Raw genomic sequence first — 17,718 nt, 5'->3', positions numbered from 1 at the left:
AGATACCATACCATGAGCACACGATCATGCCTATTGATCACGGTTCAGGACACGAACCAAGCTGAACTCGTTATTGGCTGTCTCAGTCACAGCGTCGACCGATTACTCTGAATGGTCAAGACAAGTAACGACGTAATGGGGAAACAACGAACTATCCACCAACTGGTAAGACACCCATGCAGGAGGCAGAGTCCGAGTCTGTCACCAGCATCTGCGCGAGTGGAGCGAGCGCGGTTCCCCTCGGTCTTTTTCATCGAAGTTTTTCGGCCTCTGGCGAACCCGAGGCGAAAAAAGTTCGGCAGTCGCAGTCTTGCATATCTGAGATTCATTGTCTCAGACACGCTAGCAGAAGCGACGATGTCTCGTTGAACCAGCGAGTGGATAAAGTGAGCCTAATAAGTTATAAATATAATTCTTATAATCTATCAAAATGTGCCCGGAACACTACCGGTCGACCAGATTCAACTGCCGCTGGACCCAACCGACAGCTATGCTCGACGACACCCGCTGCGAACTCTGTGATCGCCCGACCGATGGTGTCGTCTGTCGACGCTGTGGGACCGTCGTCTGCCGGATGCATTTCGATGGCCAGCTCCGGTTCTGTGCGGAGTGTGCCGAGCGAGCCAAGCCAACCGGCCGCCGTGGCGACACCTTTCTGCTTTGAAACATTGGGCTTTTGCTCGTCGCCCTCGACGGGTAGTGTATGGATGGTCCTCCTCTATGAGTAACCCAACACCACCATCGGATGACGCTGACAGCGTCTCGGTCGGCGACGACGTGAAAATCGGTGGGCCGCCGAGCGACGAGGCGTCGACCGATGACCGACACCGACTCAGGACGCTGGGTGTCGCCATGGGGTTGGGGTTCGGCGCGATCATCGTCTCGCTCGTGTTCCAGTATCCGATTGTCGTCCTCGGACCTCGCCTCGGACTACCGCTCCCAGAGTCGCCGCTGGCTCTGATCAGCCTCGAACTGTTCATCGGACAGGTCCTCGCAATGGGCGGACTGTCGGCGTTCTATCTCCACAAAACCGGGCGTGGACTCTCCTACGTCTCGATTCGTCGACCAACACTCGTCGAGTCGCTGCTCGTGATCGCCGCGCCGTTCGGCATTATTTTCGTCACCGTGATTATCACACAGCTGAGTTTGCTGGCCGGGGTCGAACCCTCACAGCACGCCCTCAGCGGGTTGACCGGGATCGAGCCGAGTTTCTACCTGTATTTGGTCCCGCTGATGATTCTCATCGTCGGTCCCTTCGAGGAGCTGTTATACCGCGGTGTCGTCCAGAGTCGACTCCGCGAATCGTTCGGCCCGGTGGGAGCAATCGTGCTGGCCAGCCTGATCTTTGCATCCATCCATCTCCCCGCCCACGGCTTCGGGTCGGCCGGCATCGCTTCGACGGCGGCCTCACTGACCGCACTGTTCGGCGGCTCGCTCGTCTTCGGCGGGATCTACGAGTGGACCGAGAATCTGACTGTCGTCGCACTCATTCACGGGGTTTACAATGGAATCCTGCTCACACTCCTCTATTTCGTCACCGTCTACGGTCCCGAACTCGAAGAGATGGCCGCAGACGCCGAGACGGCGCTCGTCCTTGCCGGGCTGTAGGCCCGATTCGCGACTGCCGCCGCTCAACCGTAGCGTTTTATTTTCGGCTCCCGTGGACCGTGTGTGGACGCACACCAGCCCGAACTCGAAAACCCGTTCGGCATGGACGAGCAGTGTACGAACTGTGACCTCTGTGAGTCCCGCGAGAACGTCGTCCACGGCTACGGCGACGTCGGCGGTGAGTTCCTCTTCCTCGCCGAACGACCACATGAGGGAGCCGACACGACCGGCATCCCATTTACCGGCGACGAACACGGCCAGCGGCTCCAGTGGATCCTCGGCGAACTCGGCTTCGTCCGCTCGGAGCCGGATGCCGACGAACCGGACATCCAGAACGCCTTTTGTACCTATCTGACGCGCTGTCGACACCCCGAGCGACCGCCGACCGATGGGGAGATCACGACCTGCGAGCCGTATCTGAACGCCGAAATCCGGATGATCAACCCCCAGATCATCGTCCCGATTGGCCAGCGGGTGCTCGAATCGCTGGCGATGGAGTACACGACCCGGAAACCCGACAGCTTCGATATCGACACCGAACACGCGACGACGATCCGCGGCCGTGGCTTTGAGTTGATCCCGATGCTCGAACTTGAGCGACAGACCGACGCCGACAGCGAGGCCTTCGTCGACCACGTCCTCGAAAACGTCTTCTCGCGGGATTACCGCCAGACGAAGGGTCGACAGAGCCGATAACTCCAATCGTACAGAGTCGGTAGCTCCGCGCCGTGTATCAGCGCGTTCAAGACGCCGCCGACCAACGGTCAAATATGACTGTGATCGCCGTTCTTGCGAAGCCACCGCGTGAGGGATTGGTCCTGCCGGAACTGGCCGACACAACGCCACTGAGTGAGGCCGCTGTCGCCGAACTGTACGAAGCGATGCTTCGGGATACCTTCTTGGCGGTCGACCGCTCGGGTGCCGACCTGCTGGTTAACTATCTCTCGACCGACGACCTTCCCGAGGAGCACCGGACCGACATCGACCCGGTCGCCGAACTGCGGTCGATTGCAGCCGACACGGTCGACGACGTCTCGACCGTCCGATTCGAGCCGCAGGTCGGCTCGACGGTTTCGGCGCGCGCGGGGAACACGCTCACCCACCTGATCGACAACGAGGAGGTCAACTCCGCGGCGGTCGTCTTCGGCACTGCGCCGCTGATGACCCGGCTGATCGTCGACTCGGCGGCGATGAAGCTCCGAACCAACGAGGTCGTCGTCGGCCCGGCGACCGAAGGCCGAGCCTACTACGCCGGATTTACCGAGACGGTCGACTTTGAGGATAGCTTCGAGGGGATCGAACTCCAGCGACTCACCAATCGGGCCACGGATGCTGATCTCGACACCGAGTTCCTCCAGATGAGTCCGCGTGTCGAGACTGGGCGTGATCTGCTGTCGCTGCTGCCGCTGCTTCGCTCTCGGTTTACCGCCGAACGAATCGTCCCCGAGTACACCGCCTCATTCGTTCACGACCGGGGGCTGGACGTAGCACCGAGCGACGATGGACCGGAACTCGTCGTCGACGAGGCGGAGTAGGGTCTCCTTACTCGTCACACTGACTGTTTTCACGACGTCGTCTCTGTTTGCAACCTGCTAACTAACAGTGAGGGTGTCATAGAAAGCGTCACACACGAAGACGCAGGATGTTGGAACTGTGTCTACGAGCGCCAGCATCCTGCAAGAGGAGACTTCTATCGACGAGTTCTTCAATGTAATGGCGACCGAGACGCTCGCGTTGTTCGAGCATCTTGAGTTCGACTTTCTCGAAGAATTCGATGTGTTCGCCCCCGCTCGCCGGGGGCGAACACGAGATCATCACCCACCAGCACTCTTCCGAGCGTTCCTGCACTGCTACTACAAGAACGTCTACGGCATCCGTCCAGTCACGCGAGAACTCCAGAACACGGTCGTCTGGCTCAGCTGTGGCTTCGATCGACCGCCGTCGAGAGACGCGGTCGATCGCTTCCTCACCGACCTCGAACACGTCGTCGACGAGGTCTTCGACCGCCTCGTCGAGCAGGCCGCCTGCCGCGGCCTGCTCGACTTGACCTACTCCATCGATTCCACCGACGTGAGGACGATGCCCGCCGACCAAGACGCGTCGAAAGGCTACGATCCAACCGCCGAAGAGTACTACCACGGCTACGGCTGTACGATCGTCTCGACCGGGCAAAAGATCCCGATTGCCGCGGAGTTCACCGAGAGCAAGCAAGCGCCAGAGGAGACGGCGATGCGCGTCACGTGTGACGCGCTCGCCGTCGAGAAACCGATCTGGATGCTTGGAGACAGCGCCTACGACACGCTCGGCTGGCACGACCACCTGCTGGCCGCAGGGGTCGTGCCAGTCGCTCCGTACAACGCACGAAACACCGACGATCCGAAAGACATCGAGTACAGGGTCGAAGCCCGCATCGACGAACACAGCGAGGACGTTCAGCTGAAGCAATCGACGCTAGACGAGACGTACAACCGCCGGAGTGGAGTCGAACGAACCAACGACGCCGTCAAGGACTGCGGCCTCGGGCACGTTCGCGCCCGAGGCCGCGTCCACGCACGAGCACAAGTGTTCCTCGCGCTGTGCCTTCGTCTCGTTATTGCGATCACCAACGACGAACGCGGAGACAATCCAGGAAGCACCGTCATCACGCTATGAGAACTATTCTATGACACCCTCAACAGTGTCTGACCAGTAGTTACTGGCTATGGCAGACCAGTCGACGACCGATGGGTCGGAGAAGTCGGTTGTTCCGTCGGCCGCGGCCGCCAGTGGCTACGGGGTGATGCTCACACTCATTGGGGCCGTGTTGCTAGCGTTGGCCTACTATGGGGTACGAGCACTTGACGCCGGTCGTGAGTTGGGCGAGGCGTTTCCCGAGCCAGTGTACGTGTTCGTCTTCGCGCTGTTGTTCGTGATCGAACTGTTCAACAGTCGACTGCTCGGGCTGTATGCGCTTGGGCGGGCTGTTGCGTTGACGGTCGTCTACGGGACGCTGTTCGTCTTTGCAGTCGAAGGTGGGATGTTCCTCTGGGAGAATCCCGACGTAGCGGTCGAGGGATATGTCGGGCTGACAGTGCTTGCTGGCGCGCTGGTGGTTTCGGCGCTGGTGTATGTGGGATATCTGACCGTGGTCGACAGTCTGGGCTGAGTTGCGTCGAACACGTCGACCAGAACCGTTTTGATGGTCGGTCGCCCAGATTTTGGCGAGGGTGGGATGGCAGAGTGGACTATTGCGCCTGCCTTGAAAGCAGGTGGCCTTCGGCCTCCAGGGTTCGAATCCCTGTCCCACCGCATTTTCGGGCGAACAACACTCGCGAGCACCTCGTGTGCTCGCCACCCGTGAGCCCGTAAATCGTGGTCGGGATTCGAGCAGCGAGCAGTGCGAGGTCGCTTGTGACCTCGATAGCGAACGGGTGCGAAGACCCGTGAGCAAATCTCTGATCTGTGAGTGAGTTCGAATCCCTGTCCCACCGCGAGCAACGTCCGCGAGCGGCTGCTGTTTTACTCGCTGATCAGCCGTTACGGTCGATCTTGGTCACCGTGAGAGAGACGGCCAGCAAGTAGCGCTACAGTTCGCCAGAGGAGCGTCACAGAGACGACCGCAGCCGCCAGCACGATGAACAGGACCCAGACGAAGATTCCGGCTGGGATGACCGAGAGGGAGCCATACAGCACTGCCAGAATGAGCCCGCTGCCGATCAACCCTCCGGCACCTCGCAATGCGGTTCGCTGTCGACGGTTGAAGCCAATCGGGTCGCTCCACCCAACCATCGTTGGAATGATGATACTGACTGTGGCGAGACCCAACGACAGGATGATGATCCCACTCCCGATGATCGCCACCAGTTCGCCGTCGCCGCCGGACGGTGGCGGCAGCTGTGCCAGTTTGAACACTGTGAGTGCCGTGACGATGACGCCACCACCAGCGAGAACGATACGAACACCGAGAACGACGGTTGTTCTGCTGGTATTCATTCCCATTCCCGTTCGATGAAGAACCTCAAAAGCTGTTTGGCAGCACGGCTTGGTAGGCTGTCGCTACCGTCACGAATAGTTCGGCAGGCAGTCGCTACCGCCGTACTACGGCGTCGACGATCCCGACTGTCTGTCCAACCCCAACCAATCCAAGCCCGACGAGTCCTGATCCAACGCCTGCCAGCGAGAGTGTATAAATAACCGCGCCAAGCCCGCTGAGCGCGGCACTACCCATATAAATGGTCGACGCGTCGGTGAGTTGTCGACCCGTGTAGGCCAACCCGGCGGCGGGCAGCAGCATCCAGCCGACGAGACTCGTCGTTAAGAGGGCCTCGGAGGCGGTCGACACGAGAAAACCCGCGATACCAGCGAGCGTGATACCGAGGCCGACGACCATCACCGCCCGCCAGCCAGCGAGCGCGCCGGTCGACATGTCGTTCCAGCCGGTCGCGAGGAAGAACGTAATAAAGGCCGCCATCACGAGATGGGCGATGAAGATCGACCGCGAACTAACGATGTCGACCTGTGCGCCCATGACAAAAAGCCACGCCGACGGGACGAGTAGTCCGGGACCGCTCTCACGGAGCAACTGTAGCATAATATAGCGTTTGTATCTGGGTTATAAAGAATATCCGTCGACAACCTCTCCGACCGACCCGGTTGTGCAGCACCGAAACACGCCAACCGCCTGCTTTTCCCTCCGAGTACACAACAACAGCCGATGAGTACCTCACAATCCGAACCGATCACGGTGTACTCGGACTACGTCTGTCCGTTCTGTTATCTCGGCCGCGAGTCGCTGTCGCGGTATCAGGAGCGCAGAGATGAGGAGTTAGCAATTAACTGGCAGCCGTTCGATCTCCGGCGCGGCAAGCGCAACCCCGATGGAACCATCGACCACTCGGTCGACGACGGCAAGGACGACGACTACTACGCACAGGCCAAAGAGTCCGTCCGCCGCCTGCAGGAAAAATACGACGTCGACATGACACTCGAACTCGCGACCGACGTCGACTCGTTTAACGCCCAGATTGCCTCCTACTACGTCGCCGAACACTACCCCTACGAGACGTGGCTCGATTTCGATGTCGCCATCTTCGAGGCGCTCTGGGAGGACGGACGGGATATCGGCGACGAGGACGTGCTGGCCGACCTCGCCGAAGCTGTGGGCGTCGACCCCGAGGAGATTCGGGACGCACTCGACGACGAGACGCTTCGGGAGCAGATCGAAGCCGAGTGGTCGACCGCCCAACAGCAGGGCGTCACCGGCGTCCCGACGTTCGCCTACGAGGGCTATTCGGCCCGCGGTGCAGTTCCACCCGAACAGCTCCAGCGATTGGTCGAAGGCGTCAACTAAGCCGCGAGAGGGCGATGTTTCTTTGACTGTTCGGCTCGTTATCATACCAAATGGCACACCAACCGGAGACGCTGGCAGACGTGAGTGATGTCGATCTCTCGGGCACACACGCGCTCGTCACGGGGTCGACGAGCGGTATCGGCCGCGAGACGGCACTGGCACTCGGTCGACTCGGCGCGAACGTGATGGTCCATGGCCGCGACGAGTCGGCCGGACAGGCGGTCGTCGACGAACTCACCGATCTCGGCCGCGATGCGACATTCACGAAGGCGGATTTCGCCAGCGTCGACGAGATCCAACAGCTGGCGGCGGCAGTCGAGGCGTGGACTAACGAACTGGATTTCCTCCTCAACAACGCCGGTGGCCTCTTTCGAGACGGCCAACTGACTGATCTCGGCGTCGAATACACGTTCCATGTCAACCATCTCTCGCCGTATCTGCTGACTGCCGAACTCCTGGCAACACTCACCGACGACGCCCGCATCATCACCACCGCCTCCGGTGCCCATCGCGGCGTAAGCCTTGATTTCGAGGCGATGCGGTCGGTCGACTCCTACTCCGGATTCAAGGCCTACCAACGCTCCAAACTCGCCAACGTCCTGTTTTCGACCGAGTTAGCGCGTCGACTCGAACAGACTGACAGATCAATTACGTCCAACTCGTTCCATCCGGGTGCGATTCCCGGCAGTGGCTTTTCGCGGTTTTTGCCCGGCCCGCTGCCTAAACTGTTCGCCGCGCTGGATCGACTCCCGATGACCACCACTGTCGCCGAGGGTGCTGCAACGGCGGTGTATCTGACGGCTTCCCCCGACGTCGACAGCGTGTCGGGCCAGTATTTCGCCGACTCTGAGCAGAAACAGCCCTCGAAGGCGGCCCGCGACCGGACGACCCAGCGTCGACTCTGGGAACTGAGTGCTGAACTGTTGGATATCGATGAACCACTTGCCGAATGAGGGGTGTGAGCCTATCGATCTCGCGGCTTGTCTATCGAGACGTTCAACAACGCTGAAGATGGTTCGGGGATAGATTAGCCCATGATCGGGCAACTACTAGATTCTCTCAGAGAGCCGGCCCACACCGGCTCCCGCCGCTGTTGGCCGTGTACGGCACTCAACGGTGTCTTAGTCGGGATCGCTGCACTGTTGGTCGGCCGCCGGTGGCGGTCGCTCGCCGGAGTGGTCGTTCTCGGAGTAGGGGGGCTCCTCATCGCCCTTCGTGGCTACGTCGTTCCGTACACACCCACAGTTGCGCCACGGATCGTCGACCGACTTCCCGTCGATATCGGCTTCGGTCATTCCCAGTCAACAGAGCCCTCCGAGTCGCTTGCGGCAGCCGACGATCCCGAAGCGTTACTCGGAACGTTGCTCGCTGCGGGGGTTCTCGTGGGCGACCAACAGCTGTACCTCGACGAGGAGTTCGCCGACAGGTGGCAACGAGAGATGGCCACCCTTCGAGACAGGACGGACAGTGAGATCGCCGCTGGGGCCGCCGAGGCTGTCCCCTTCGACGCAGAGCCGACGGTTTCGGGCGAGCGACTACTCGTCGCAGGCCAGCGGGACGCGTGGCTCAGCCGCCCGGTTGCCATCGCCGAGACCGCAGGAATCGAAGCCCTCGTCTCAACCGGCCTCGACCGCGAGACTGCGACGAGCGCCGTCGAACCGTTGCGGATGTTCCTGCCGGTCTGTCCGGACTGTGGGGGAACTGTCGATGAGTCGACGATCCGAAACTGCTGTGGCGGGACCAAGGGAGTGTACGACCAACCTGACCGTGAGGTGATCGCCTGTTCGGACTGTGGGTCGATCCTCTACGAACTCCACCCCCTCGACGAATCCTCGGGGTGAACCGCCCGGCGATTATCTACGGCTCACACAGCCCGGCGACTATCTACGGCTCACACAGCCCGGACGATATCGATCAGTCGACCGACCGACTTTATTGGCAGGCTATCTGACCCCTACGTATGAGTCTTGAAACGGGCGACAGCGTCACAATCGAGTACGTCGGACGATTCGAGGACGGCAGCGTGTTTGACACCTCTCGCTACGAAGTCGCCGAGGAACACGGGCTTGTCGAGGCACAGGAAAACGAGGAAGACGACTACGGGCCACTGTCGTTTACGGTCGGCGAGGGTGACGTCATCGAGGGACTCGATGAGGCAGTCGTCGGGATGACCGAGGGCGACGAGGATTCGGTTACGATCCCGCCCGAAAAGGGGTACGGCGAGTTCAACTCCGACTGGGTCCGGGAGTACGACCCCCAGACGTTCGAGGGGATGGTCGGCAATCCCCCCGAGGTCGGCATGCACGTCCACGCCGAAAACGGCCTGCACGGCGACGTGACCGCGGTTCGAGAGGAGTTCGTCGAGGTCGACTTCAATCACGAACTCGCGGATACGACGCTCGTCTTCGATATCGAAATCGTTGGCGTCTGGTAGGCTGTTCTGACTCCACCTGCACAGCAGTGACTAACGAGTGAACACGGCAAAACAGCGCGAAAAAATGACGGCTTAAACGCGGCCGACGTTTTCGACGGAGATACTTTCGACGCCCTCGACTTCGCCGAAGGCCTCTTCGACGACTTCGGTGCCACCGGCACCGTCGGCGACGATCACCGTCGGCAGCAGGGCGACGAGGCCGAAGGCGACGTCGTCACGCTCAAAGCCGTTGATCTGTGCGCCCTCGGGGAGGGAGGCTTCGAGTTTCTCTTGGAGCTCGTCGAGGTCGATGTCCGGACTCTGCGGCATGACCTTGATTTTGGCGGCGACTTTCCCCATCTATGGCCCCCGGAACCCACAGTCGGGACACTCATAGAGGTTGCTCTGCTTGCGGCATTTGGCACAGCGGTGGATATCGGCACCGCAGTCCGGACAGCTAAACGAGGCAGCGTTCGTTCCTGAGACGTTGATGCCACAGGAAACACACTGGCGCTCGGAATCTTGTGCGGATTCGCTCATACTCCTACTCACCGGAGCGCGGCTTTTAACGATTGTCTTTCAGCCGCCATCCCGCAGCTGTTCTTCGCTCGACGCGGAAACGGTTTCCCGCTGTCGACCCAAGGGATAGCTATGCCAGACGAGAGTGCTGACCGGGAGGCCGATCCCACAGCGGCAGGCACCGACGATCCCGGCGTGATTCGCTCGATTGCGGTCACCGTCGACGATGTCGTCACCGCACTGGAGGCCAACCGGAGCGCCGACCGCAGCGCAGTGCTCCGGGTCACGCCGCCGTTCGCCGGTCGGATGCGGGCCCGGATTCACGTCGCCGGTGGTGAGGGGTCCTACGAGGGAGACGCCGAGGCGATCCACATCGATCCCGAGTCGCTCGTCGTCGACGTCCCGGAGTATCCAACTGCCGATGAGATGGCTGGAGGCGAGGCCGACCTCAAGGCGCGTCGACACCGACACACCGAGCGTGTCGAACAGTGGCGCGAGACCGTCAGCGAGCGGCTCGGCGACGAGGTGACGCTTGCGACCGCCTCCGGATCGGTCGACGTGCGAGTGGTCGCACTCGGCTAACCCACGCGCTATCGACAGAGGGCAGTCGCTCAGGGTGGCGAAAAATGGAGGAAGGGTAGTCTGTTAGACGCGTTGGAGGTTTTTGGCGCGGGGGCCTTTCTCCGCTTCGACGATGTCAAACTCGACGTCCTCACCCTCTTCGAGGTCAGGGCCGCCGACGTCTTCCATGTGGAAGAACACGTCGTCATCCGCGTCGTCCGTTTCGATGAATCCGTAACCGCCTGTGTCGTTAAAGAACGCAATCGTACCTTTTGCCATTCGCAATTACTCCATGCAAGAGAACAACTCTCACACACATATGTCTATGGGTTACATATCAGACATACCTTCCCCGTCGACGAGTGTGTCACTCCGGGAGTAACAACGACGGCTGCAGAATGCTTCGGGGGTGAGCGGCGTTAGCGGAAGCCCATCGCTTCGATCTGTTCTTGGTAGCGGTTCCGGATAGTGACCTCCGTGACTTGGGCAACGTCGGCAACCTCACGTTGGGTCTTCTTCTCGTTGCACAGCAGGGAGGCCGCATAAATTGCGGCGGCAGCAAAGCCAGTTGGCGATTTCCCCGAGAGCAGGCCCTGTTCGGCCGAGACGTCGATGATCTCGGTGGCTTTGGCCTGTACTTCCTCCGAGAGTTCGAGCGAGGAAGCGAACCGCGGTACGAACTGTTTGGGGTCGACCGGCCGGAGTTCGAGGCCCAACTCTTGGGAAATGTAGCGATACGTTCGACCGATCTCCTTTTGGGGGACTCGGGAGACCTCCGCGACCTCGTCGAGGGAGCGTGGAATGCCCTCCTGTCGACAGGCCGCGTACAGCGCGGCGGTCGCAACGCCCTCAATGGAGCGACCGCGAATGAGGTCCTCGTTGAGCGCCCGGCGATAGATGACCGACGCGACCTCCCGTACCGACCGCGGGACGCCGAGTGCGGAGGCCATTCGGTCGATCTCACTGAGTGCGAACTGCAGGTTACGCTCGCCCGCATCCTTTGTTCGGATTCGCTCCTGCCATTTGCGGAGCCGGTGCATCTGGCTCCGCTTTTCCGAGGACAGCGACCGCCCGTAGGCGTCTTTGTCCTTCCAGTCGATGGTCGTCGTCAGCCCACGGTCGTGCATCGTCTCGGTGATCGGCGCGCCGACGCGTGATTTGCTCTGTCGTTCGGAGTGATTGAACGCCCGCCACTCCGGGCCGCGGTCGATCTGCTGCTCGTCAAGCACCAACCCACAGTCATCACAGACCAACTCACCCTGATCGGCATCCGTGATGATCTCGTCTGAGCCGCACTCGGGACAGTTGAGGGTTTCGTCCGACTGCTGCTCCGATTCTCGCTCTTCTTGGCGCTGCCTGCTCGGACGTTCCATTATAACTTTTGTGGTTCGGGTCTTATTTAAATGTTTGTGAAATAAAACGGACTTGTCGCATGCAATAAACGTCAGACAATGCGATATCGATGTCGGCAGATTCGCCTGAGACGGCCGATATCAGCACATAGAGAGACATTCGGTTGGTGGCCTGACTGACCGGAATGATGTCGTCTACTAAATGGATTGTTCGGTGGGAATATATGCTTTGAGTTACTGTTTCAGTGTGGTTGTGATCGGTTGTACCACTGACTACTCCTGATGCAACACTTTTGAGTCGACGGGATGTAGACAGCCCATGATCTCTCCGGGAGTCGAACCCAACTGTGACCGGCGCTGGCCGGTCGGGGGCTGTTGAGATGGCGACCAAACGCGAACTCGAAGGCCAGTTGGCGGTCGTCGCCGGCTTCGAGAACCCGCGGGCGTCGCTCGAACAGTATCCTACCCCACCCGAACTCGCCGCTCATGTGATCCATCTGGCTGATCTCCACGGCGATATCGAGAACCGGACCGTCGTCGACCTCGGGGCAGGGACGGGAATGTTTAGCTTGGGTGCTGCACTTCGCGGTCCCGAGCGGGTGATCGCCCTCGAACTCGATGGGCCGCCGCTCCGGACGGCCGTCGAAAACAGAAAACGGGTCGGAACCACGACGCCGGTTCACTGGCTGCAGGCCGACGCCACCCAGCCGCCGCTCCGTCTCGACGAGCCGGTGACGGTCGTGATGAACCCGCCGTTCGGGGCCCAAAACGGACAGGCGGGTGCTGATCGGGCGTTTCTGAAAACCGCCGCCGAGATCGCTGCGGTCTCCTACTCGGTCCACAATGACGGGAGTCAGGAGTTCATCGAAGCGTTTGCGGCCGACAACGGCGGCGAGGTGACCCACGGGTTCGCCGCCGAGTTCGAGGTTCACAAGCAGTTTGACCACCACACAGAGGGTCGACGGGAGATCGAAACCGAAGTGTATCGGATCGAATGGAATCAGTAGCCCGTCGGTTCAGAATGCATGTGAAAGACTACAAACGCCGAACTTTTTCCGCCTCGGGTTCGCCAGAGGCGAACCGCTCGGCGCAAAAACTTCGATGAAAAAGGCCGAGGGCTCGGCCTCTGGTCTCGCCCTCGGAGAACCGCGCTCGCTCCGCTCGCGCGGATGCTGGTGACAAACTCGGACTCTAAGTATCGCAAATCACCGTCGAGTCATAAACCGCCGTACCTGTATGGTAGTATAAAATAGCCATTGCGAGCCGACTCGCCGTCTACTCTTTCTGTGCGATCCGCACAACCGTCCCACGATGGACCGCAAACAGCCGGTCGTCCCGATTGACGAACCGGATTTGGCCGACCATCACCGATTCATTTGGCGCAGGGATGGAGGCACTGTCGACCGTTGTCGACTCGTTGGACACGTTGAGGACGATTGGGTTGCCGGTGTCGCTGTCGTTGGTGGGTTCGCTCTCACCAGTCGCGTTCTGTGTCTCGTTGGTGTCTGTCGCGTTCCTAGTGGTCTCGACTGGTTCGATAGCTATGAGGAACGTCGACTCGGTGGCGTTGATCGAGAGCCGGTGGCCAGCGACGACCGGCTCGGCAGTGGCCGATCCCGAGGCAAAGACCGTCCGGCTCTCGTTGTCGTGACTGAGTGCGACCTGATAGGCCGTTTGGCCGCCGACGGCCTGCCAGCCGGTTCGGTCGACCCGAACGGTCTCGGCCCAGCCAATCCCGCCGATCCGGACGGTCGACTCGCCCTCGGCGGCAAGTTCGCCCGTCGAGGTGTCGGTCGACCAGATGTGGCGGTCGGTGTTGCGGACGATCACCCCCGAGGTGTTGAGTTGGGTCGTTTCGCCGCCGATGGCGGCCGGAATCACGCTCAGCTGGCCGTTGGGAACGTTTTCGGCGTAGGTGATCTCGTAGCCCTCGATCTCGATTGGCTCGCCCGGCAGGGCCGCGTCGTCGGCAATTGTGAGGTTGACCGGGACCGCAGGACCGACGACGGCGGCGGTCACACTGAGAACCAATAGCAGTCCGACCTCACGACCGGTGGTCGAGCCGACCGATTCGGTGACTGTTTTGGGATCTGGAACGGCCCAGTTCGGGACCAGCGGCCTGTTGGGTGCGACGATACTCACCGTGAGGATCGCCACGAGGGCAAACACCAAAGCCAACCCGAGCGCGCGGTAGAGGACGTAGGTCTCGTTGCCGCGGAACCAGTAGACCGCCCATAAGGCTCGCGAGACCGCAAACAGCAGGAGTCCGGTCCAGACATGGAGGGCTGGCGGTGGTGACTCGTTTCGAAGCCGCAGGACCGCAAGCCCAAGCAGGACACCGAGCAGGAGGCCGACGAGGTGACCCTGAATGGCGATGTTGGCGAACCACGGCGTGCTGTAACTCGCCTCGGCGGCCGCCACCTGCTGTGGCATTCGGAGCGCGTCGAACAGTCGACCAAGGACGCCCTGTCCGACACTGGCGATCACCGTTTGGATCGGATACCGAACCAGCCCGAAGCCGGCAAAGGCGAAGACGACCGTCGAAAAGCCGATAATCGGTCCGATAGAAACGAGCGTCCCACCGATCCCGACGAGGATCGTTGCTACCGGAAAAATCAGTACGGCTCTGACTCTCGGATCAGTCCAGAGCCGCTCCCACGACGTTTCGGTTCGCCGGTCGACGTAGTGACCCCACCAGTATTCGGCCACCGAGCCGAAGGCGAGCGTCCCGATGACGTTCCCCGTGAGATGGCTGAAGTTGGCATGCGAAAAGCCGGCCATAAGCATGCCAACGGGGTCGAAGTAGCTCCAAGCCCGAAACGGGAGGACGACCGGATCGTTCGGATCATCGAGACCACCCTGAACTCCATAATAGACCGCCAACAGGAGACTCACCACGACAAGTGTGCCCCACGGTACGCCGCCGATAAAGCGGTCTGTGAGTGGGTCGGTGAGCCTCGCAGTCGACCGACTCACGAGAAGCAAGGTACCAATCGACAGCAGAATCATCGCCCCCAACAGCAGTTGCTGGAGCGGGAGTTCGGCGACTGCGATACCCAGTGAGTCGACGACAAGGGGGCTCCCACCGACCACCGGCGTCATCGCTCAGGGTGGGCGGCGGTCGACGGCGCGGTCGACACGACTACAGTTTACTCTCGGCGTCGTCGGCCAGTTCTTTCATCCGCTTGCCGACACGGCCCGCATTCGAGAACTCGTCTTCGCTCATCGCCGTGGCCAGCGCGTTGCCGAGCACGAACACGGCGTGTTTGTGCTCGCTTTTCGATTTGTGGACGTGCGAGGGATCGACGCTCAGCTCATCGTAGGGGTCGAAAAGCGTGGAGTCGACCGACTCCTGGGCCCGGAAGCTCTCCATGATGCTCACCATCTGCTCGTGGAGCTCCAGTAGTTCGTCTTTGTGCATATCTATCCTATGGACGGTCCTAATTTAAGAGTTGTTGGGGACTGTCACCCAAACGAACCAATTAGAAGACGTATTCGTCTTCGTGACCCATCATTCCGTCTTCTTCGAACCCGGAGTCGGAGCCGGAGCCAGAACCGGGTTCGTCGTCCATTGGACCACTCGTTTTGTAGGCTTTGATCCCTGTGGATAACAGATTTTCAATCGCTTCTTCGCGGTTGAGGAACTCGTCCTGTTCGACGAGCTGGGCGATCTGCATCTCTAGGTGTTCGGGGATGTTGATCTCGACTTTCGGCATCTGAACATCCGGGAGTTACCGGAGTGCCTATTTAAAACCACCGGCGTTACTGACCGGCTGTCCGTCCGCGCGTGGCGGTATATATACGGTCGCCTAGATCCAGTGTCGACTATGGTCACTGACGTTACGGATCTCTACGAGGCCTTCGGCGAGAGTCGACTGCCGCCGGGCCAGCGCGAAACGGATGGCTTTCCGGTGCTCTCGAAAGGCGGAACGCCCGCGGTCGACCCCTCTGAGTGGACCTTCGAGGCATTTGGCGTGGTCGAAAATCCCCTCTCGCTGTCGTTCGACGAGTTCCGAGAGCTACCGAGCGAGACCCAAACACAGGATTTTCACTGTGTCACTGGCTGGAGCAAATTTGATTGTCTGTTTACCGGTGTCTCGTTCCCAACGCTCGCCGAGCACGCGGGTGTCGACAGCGACGCAGTCCACGTCATGTTTCACTCCGCAGACGGCTATACGACCGATCTGCCGCTCGATGATTGTATGCGCCAAGAGGTGCTGTTTGCCTACGGCTATGATGGCGAGGCGCTGCCCGCTGATCACGGTGGGCCACTGCGCGTCGTAACGCCCCACAAATATGCTTATAAAGGAGCGAAGTGGGTAACTGGCGTCGAGTTCCTCACCGAGCGGGAGCGCGGCTACTGGGAGCAGCGGGGGTATTCGGGGACCGCAAACCCCTGGAACGAAGAGCGGTATGGCTAACTATCAGTCGACTGTTTGCTCACGATAGTCACCCTAAAGAGTCCGGGGTTCCGAATACAGCCAATGGAGTCGCCTCGCGCTGCCGACCAGCCGGTGTTGGTCAGCCGGTCGGTTCGGCTCGACGGCGAGCGACCGTCGTTCCGAGCCACGCTGAACGCACTGGATTCGCCCCGCACCGTCTGGGACGCGGCCGACGAGCCGACAGTTGTCGCCGGCGGGGCCGCAGCCACGCTGACCGCCGACGGTCCCAACCGATTCGACCACATCAGGCAGGCCGCCGAATCGCTGTTTTCCTCCGGCGATGTTCACGCCGGGACCGAAGCCGCCTGCCCGCGGCTGTTCGGCGGCTTTACCTTTCACGCCGACCAGCCGACCGAGACTGACGAGCCCGAGGTCGGTGCCAGTGGAGCCACAGTCGACACCGACGGCGGCCTGACGACCGAGCCACAGTCCGACGACGCCACCGCGACCGACGCCTCGCCGTGGGCGGCGTTTCCCGACGCGCGGTTCGTCTTTCCAAGAGTTCAAGTAACGATCACCGACCGCGGGCCGTGGCTCACGGTGAACGCGGTCGGTCCCGATGCCTCGGTCGAGGCTGTCGAGACACGACTCGAAACCGAACGTGAGCGAATCGAGTCGCTGCCTGTGGCCGATCCCGAAACCCCACGTCCCGGAATCGTCGACCGCCGCCGAACCACGACGCCCGAATCGTGGCGCGCGGGCGTCACCGCCGCCACCGACCGCATCGAGGCCGGGGCGCTACAAAAGGTCGTGTTGGCGCAAGCCTTGGAGGTCGACCTCGCGGCTGATCTCGCGGTCGGCGACATCCTCTCGCGGCTCGGCGAGAAATACCCGGCCTGCAATCGGTTTCTGATCGAGCCTGCGGGACCGGAGCCACCGGCCTTTTTCGGAGCCACACCCGAACGCCTCGTCTCGCTTCGGGGCCGGACGGTCGAGACCGACGCGCTGGCGGGAACGACCGGTCGCGGCGAGACCCCGGCCGAAGACGAGTGGCTCGCCTGCGAACTGCTGGCCGACCCGAAAAACGTCCACGAACACGACCTCGTTGCCGAGACGATCCGCGATCAGTTGGCCCCGTTTGCGGCCTCGGTCTCAGCGGGCGAGCAACAGATCAAACGGCTTGCGAACGTTCAACACATCCACACCCCAATCACTGCAGAACTGGCCGAGGATACCCACGTGCTATCGCTGGTCGAGGCGCTGCATCCGACGCCTGCGGTCGGTGGGTTGCCGCCGGATAAGGCCTTAGAGACGATCCGCGAGACCGAACCCTTTGATCGTGGCTGGTATGCGGCCCCAATCGGCTGGATCGACGCCGCCGGCAACGGGACGTTCGCCGTGGGGCTTCGGTCGGCCGTGGCGACGCGTCGACAGGCTACCCTCTTTGCGGGCGTCGGCATTGTCGGCGACAGCGACCCCGACAGAGAGTGGGACGAGGTCGAACTCAAGTTTCGGCCCATCCTCGACGAACTCGAAGCCGAGTGAGGTGTCGTC

At 61.1% G+C, this 17,718-nt stretch carries 23 protein-coding genes and 1 tRNA gene; 15 read left to right on the top strand and 9 right to left on the bottom strand.

The features are described from left to right. The first annotated feature begins 490 nt into the window (after window positions 1–490). From HALTADL_RS17910 to HALTADL_RS16985, 7 genes are all read left to right on the top strand, one after another. On the top strand, window positions 491–664 hold the full coding sequence (locus HALTADL_RS17910; RefSeq protein WP_177171974.1) for a hypothetical protein: 174 nt from the start codon (window positions 491–493) through the stop codon (window positions 662–664). A gap of 56 nt (window positions 665–720) precedes the next feature. Beyond that, complete coding sequence (locus HALTADL_RS17010) at window positions 721–1,608, top strand: CPBP family intramembrane glutamic endopeptidase (protein ID WP_089673943.1); 888 nt, start codon at window positions 721–723, stop codon at window positions 1,606–1,608. A 63-nt stretch (window positions 1,609–1,671) separates the two neighbouring features. Continuing rightward, the gene (locus tag HALTADL_RS17005) at window positions 1,672–2,304 is read left to right on the top strand and encodes a uracil-DNA glycosylase (protein WP_089673944.1); all 633 of its coding nucleotides are present in this window, start codon (window positions 1,672–1,674) and stop codon (window positions 2,302–2,304) included. A gap of 74 nt (window positions 2,305–2,378) precedes the next feature. Continuing rightward, window positions 2,379–3,143: a hypothetical protein gene (locus tag HALTADL_RS17000; RefSeq protein WP_089673945.1), complete on the top strand. Its 765-nt coding sequence runs from the start codon at window positions 2,379–2,381 to the stop codon at window positions 3,141–3,143. A gap of 178 nt (window positions 3,144–3,321) precedes the next feature. After that, the gene (locus HALTADL_RS16995) at window positions 3,322–4,260 is read left to right on the top strand and encodes a transposase (RefSeq protein ID WP_015911568.1); all 939 of its coding nucleotides are present in this window, start codon (window positions 3,322–3,324) and stop codon (window positions 4,258–4,260) included. Window positions 4,261–4,309: 49 nt separating this feature from the next. Continuing rightward, window positions 4,310–4,753: a hypothetical protein gene (locus tag HALTADL_RS16990; RefSeq protein ID WP_089673744.1), complete on the top strand. Its 444-nt coding sequence runs from the start codon at window positions 4,310–4,312 to the stop codon at window positions 4,751–4,753. A 60-nt stretch (window positions 4,754–4,813) separates the two neighbouring features. After that, window positions 4,814–4,896, top strand: a tRNA-Ser gene (locus HALTADL_RS16985). Window positions 4,897–5,124: 228 nt separating this feature from the next. Here HALTADL_RS16985 and HALTADL_RS16980 read toward each other — a convergent pair. Beyond that, window positions 5,125–5,580 carry a hypothetical protein gene (locus tag HALTADL_RS16980; RefSeq protein WP_089673745.1) on the bottom strand — a complete coding sequence of 152 codons (456 nt, stop codon included), beginning with the start codon at window positions 5,578–5,580 and terminating at the stop codon, window positions 5,125–5,127. Between the two features lie 94 nt (window positions 5,581–5,674). After that, the gene (locus HALTADL_RS16975) at window positions 5,675–6,178 is read right to left on the bottom strand and encodes a hypothetical protein (protein ID WP_089673746.1); all 504 of its coding nucleotides are present in this window, start codon (window positions 6,176–6,178) and stop codon (window positions 5,675–5,677) included. 123 nt (window positions 6,179–6,301) lie between these two features. Here HALTADL_RS16975 and HALTADL_RS16970 point away from each other — a divergent pair, with 123 nt between their 5' ends. The 4 genes from HALTADL_RS16970 to HALTADL_RS16955 all read left to right on the top strand — a co-directional run bounded on the left by HALTADL_RS16970 (window position 6,302) and on the right by HALTADL_RS16955 (window position 9,371). Beyond that, window positions 6,302–6,937 carry a DsbA family oxidoreductase gene (locus tag HALTADL_RS16970; RefSeq protein WP_089673747.1) on the top strand — a complete coding sequence of 212 codons (636 nt, stop codon included), beginning with the start codon at window positions 6,302–6,304 and terminating at the stop codon, window positions 6,935–6,937. 50 nt (window positions 6,938–6,987) lie between these two features. Further along, complete coding sequence (locus HALTADL_RS16965; protein WP_089673748.1) at window positions 6,988–7,890, top strand: SDR family NAD(P)-dependent oxidoreductase; 903 nt, start codon at window positions 6,988–6,990, stop codon at window positions 7,888–7,890. A gap of 81 nt (window positions 7,891–7,971) precedes the next feature. Beyond that, a complete protein-coding gene (locus HALTADL_RS16960) occupies window positions 7,972–8,778 on the top strand; it encodes a hypothetical protein (RefSeq protein ID WP_089673749.1) in 807 nt (268 codons plus the stop codon). A 119-nt stretch (window positions 8,779–8,897) separates the two neighbouring features. After that, complete coding sequence (locus tag HALTADL_RS16955) at window positions 8,898–9,371, top strand: FKBP-type peptidyl-prolyl cis-trans isomerase (protein WP_089673750.1); 474 nt, start codon at window positions 8,898–8,900, stop codon at window positions 9,369–9,371. Window positions 9,372–9,443: 72 nt separating this feature from the next. Here the strand turns inward: HALTADL_RS16955 and HALTADL_RS16950 are convergent, their stop codons facing one another. Continuing rightward, window positions 9,444–9,710: an elongation factor 1-beta gene (locus HALTADL_RS16950; protein WP_089673751.1), complete on the bottom strand. Its 267-nt coding sequence runs from the start codon at window positions 9,708–9,710 to the stop codon at window positions 9,444–9,446. Beyond that, window positions 9,711–9,890 carry an HVO_2753 family zinc finger protein gene (locus HALTADL_RS16945; RefSeq protein ID WP_089673752.1) on the bottom strand — a complete coding sequence of 60 codons (180 nt, stop codon included), beginning with the start codon at window positions 9,888–9,890 and terminating at the stop codon, window positions 9,711–9,713. Between the two features lie 111 nt (window positions 9,891–10,001). On the opposite strand from HALTADL_RS16945, the gene HALTADL_RS16940 reads away from it, so the two are divergent. Beyond that, window positions 10,002–10,451 (top strand): hypothetical protein, encoded by a 450-nt coding sequence (locus tag HALTADL_RS16940; protein WP_089673753.1) that lies wholly within the window; start codon window positions 10,002–10,004, stop codon window positions 10,449–10,451. Between the two features lie 63 nt (window positions 10,452–10,514). On the opposite strand, the gene HALTADL_RS16935 is transcribed toward HALTADL_RS16940, so the two are convergent. Together HALTADL_RS16935 and HALTADL_RS16930 are read right to left on the bottom strand one after the other, a co-directional pair. Then, the gene (locus HALTADL_RS16935; protein WP_089673754.1) at window positions 10,515–10,709 is read right to left on the bottom strand and encodes a cold-shock protein; all 195 of its coding nucleotides are present in this window, start codon (window positions 10,707–10,709) and stop codon (window positions 10,515–10,517) included. A 140-nt stretch (window positions 10,710–10,849) separates the two neighbouring features. Continuing rightward, window positions 10,850–11,803, bottom strand: coding sequence for a transcription initiation factor IIB (locus HALTADL_RS16930; RefSeq protein WP_089673755.1), 954 nt, complete (start codon window positions 11,801–11,803; stop codon window positions 10,850–10,852). A gap of 359 nt (window positions 11,804–12,162) precedes the next feature. Here HALTADL_RS16930 and HALTADL_RS16925 point away from each other — a divergent pair, with 359 nt between their 5' ends. Next, window positions 12,163–12,789 (top strand): METTL5 family protein, encoded by a 627-nt coding sequence (locus HALTADL_RS16925; RefSeq protein ID WP_089673756.1) that lies wholly within the window; start codon window positions 12,163–12,165, stop codon window positions 12,787–12,789. Between the two features lie 268 nt (window positions 12,790–13,057). On the opposite strand, the gene HALTADL_RS16920 is transcribed toward HALTADL_RS16925, so the two are convergent. From HALTADL_RS16920 to HALTADL_RS16910, 3 genes are all read right to left on the bottom strand, one after another. Continuing rightward, window positions 13,058–14,884, bottom strand: coding sequence for a rhomboid family intramembrane serine protease (locus tag HALTADL_RS16920; RefSeq protein WP_089673757.1), 1,827 nt, complete (start codon window positions 14,882–14,884; stop codon window positions 13,058–13,060). A 40-nt stretch (window positions 14,885–14,924) separates the two neighbouring features. Next, a complete protein-coding gene (locus tag HALTADL_RS16915) occupies window positions 14,925–15,203 on the bottom strand; it encodes a UPF0058 family protein (RefSeq protein WP_089673758.1) in 279 nt (92 codons plus the stop codon). A gap of 61 nt (window positions 15,204–15,264) precedes the next feature. Beyond that, window positions 15,265–15,498, bottom strand: a complete 234-nt coding sequence (locus tag HALTADL_RS16910; protein WP_089673759.1) for a DUF7120 family protein — start codon at window positions 15,496–15,498, stop codon at window positions 15,265–15,267. Window positions 15,499–15,609: 111 nt separating this feature from the next. On the opposite strand from HALTADL_RS16910, the gene HALTADL_RS16905 reads away from it, so the two are divergent. Next, complete coding sequence (locus HALTADL_RS16905) at window positions 15,610–16,203, top strand: sulfite oxidase-like oxidoreductase (protein ID WP_089673760.1); 594 nt, start codon at window positions 15,610–15,612, stop codon at window positions 16,201–16,203. A gap of 63 nt (window positions 16,204–16,266) precedes the next feature. Next, window positions 16,267–17,709 (top strand): isochorismate synthase, encoded by a 1,443-nt coding sequence (locus tag HALTADL_RS16900; RefSeq protein ID WP_089673761.1) that lies wholly within the window; start codon window positions 16,267–16,269, stop codon window positions 17,707–17,709. The last annotated feature ends 9 nt before the right edge of the window (window positions 17,710–17,718 follow it).

The organism is Halohasta litchfieldiae (assembly GCF_002788215.1).
Classification (GTDB): domain Archaea; phylum Halobacteriota; class Halobacteria; order Halobacteriales; family Haloferacaceae; genus Halohasta; species Halohasta litchfieldiae.
The sequence above is the reverse complement of the archived record's forward strand: the minus strand, read 5'-3'. Positions and strand labels throughout refer to the sequence as shown.